Below are 1,458 nucleotides of genomic sequence, written 5' to 3' on the forward strand. Positions count from 1 at the left end.
AGTAGAGACGCGCCATATTCCACCCAACGAGGAACTCTGGAAATCACAATAAAACCCCACCAAATGTTAGGAGCAGATTATAACGCTCACACTGAGTTACGAAACCTTTTCCTGTTCAACTCGGTTGATCATTCTCAAAAAAATCTCATTTATAGATCTTTTGCTCAGATAATAACAAGCCAATAAAGGGGGATTCCCCTCTATTGAATGTGTTCCATTGTGCACTCGAAACTCACCCAGCCATGTTTCCTTTGCTCATAAATCGAAACTTTTGGCTCATGAAATTCGGTGTTATTGAAAATTCCAACGGGAACAACAACGATTTCGGGTGCTGCGGATAACAACAGTTGCATCGTCGTGCCACAAGCAGGGCAAAATTCGTATTTCACTTCATTACCATCGTCACTGATTCTGGTGTAGTTGGTCGTGTCACCATCTAAAATGACCTGCTCTTTATCGAATTTGGCCTGGACACCAAAAACGCTGCCTGTTCGTTTCTGGCATTCAAAGCAGTGACAAATAGAGGTTCGCAGAGGTTCATCTTTACAGCGAAGTTGAACTAAGCCACAGGCGCACTCTCCGGTGTGAATTATGTTTGTCATCGTTATTACCTATCGATTGCCCACTAAACAGTTTATACCTAAATCCGCTCGAGTGATTTCACGATACTTGGTTCATCGAGATTTGAGTGTATGCGGTCATCCTATTGGAATTGGTATATACTCCGAACACAATTTTTAGAACAAAAACAAGGAAGTCGCCATGGCTCGCAGCAGAATTCTGCCAATTCCACTCATTCTTCTTATTCCTATCGTGCTATTAGCGATTGTTATCATTGCTGGTGTGTATCGCTTTAGCTTGTCTGATGATGAAATCATGGCCAAGTTTCCGCAAGCAGAGGTGCAATCTAATCCTATCGTTGCCGAAGTGTTGGGAGTGCAAGCGAAGAATCCGTGGACAATTCAAGTACCAGAGCAAAATGCCGTCTCTTTTTTAGAAGAGTGGGACAAGGAGAATGGCTACCTGATTGGTCAGTATGATGCAGGCGCAACAAAGGGGCAGGTTTTGGTACCGACCGCGTTTATCGCTAAACGTGAAATCAACAAAGAATTTTGGATTGCAGCGCCGATGATTGTTACGACTCAAGGCTCAGGGGCATTTTATTATGTTGGGTTGTTTAAGTTTGATCCGATCCCGAGCCGAGTGGTGTTGCTAGACAGCGTGTTTATTGGTGATCGAGTTAAATTTGCTCAAATCAATTGGCAAACGGATACCAAAATCGCTATTTCATTCCTAACGCATGGCGAAAGTCAATCCATGGCAGATGAGCCAAATCAATCAAATTCAGCCACTCTAATCCGTGTAGGTAATAACCTACATATGCAACAGTGATGAATTTTTTTTGACTTCTGTAAAAATTAAGTGTTTTCTGCGCTAGATCTCGAAATTTCCTAGTGA

At 42.5% G+C, this 1,458-nt stretch carries 2 protein-coding genes; one reads left to right on the forward strand and one right to left on the reverse strand.

What is annotated here, in order from left to right; all coding sequences use genetic code 11:
- Nucleotides 1-200: 200 nt before the first annotated feature.
- Nucleotides 201-602 carry a GFA family protein gene (locus R8N28_RS24690; RefSeq protein ID WP_017447860.1) on the reverse strand — a complete coding sequence of 134 codons (402 nt, stop codon included), beginning with the start codon at nt 600-602 and terminating at the stop codon, nt 201-203.
- A gap of 160 nt (nt 603-762) precedes the next feature.
- On the opposite strand from R8N28_RS24690, the gene R8N28_RS24695 reads away from it, so the two are divergent.
- Nucleotides 763-1,392: a hypothetical protein gene (locus R8N28_RS24695; protein ID WP_318183604.1), complete on the forward strand. Its 630-nt coding sequence runs from the start codon at nt 763-765 to the stop codon at nt 1,390-1,392.
- Nucleotides 1,393-1,458 lie beyond the last annotated feature (66 nt).

This window comes from Vibrio sp. Vb1554 (assembly GCF_033344235.1).

Excerpts from the sequence above, each read along its gene's own strand:
- R8N28_RS24690 (WP_017447860.1), bottom strand. The coding sequence starts at position 602 with ATGACAAACATAATTCACACCGGAGAGTGCGCCTGTGGCTTAGTTCAA.
- R8N28_RS24695 (WP_318183604.1), top strand. The coding sequence starts at position 763 with ATGGCTCGCAGCAGAATTCTGCCAATTCCACTCATTCTTCTTATTCCT.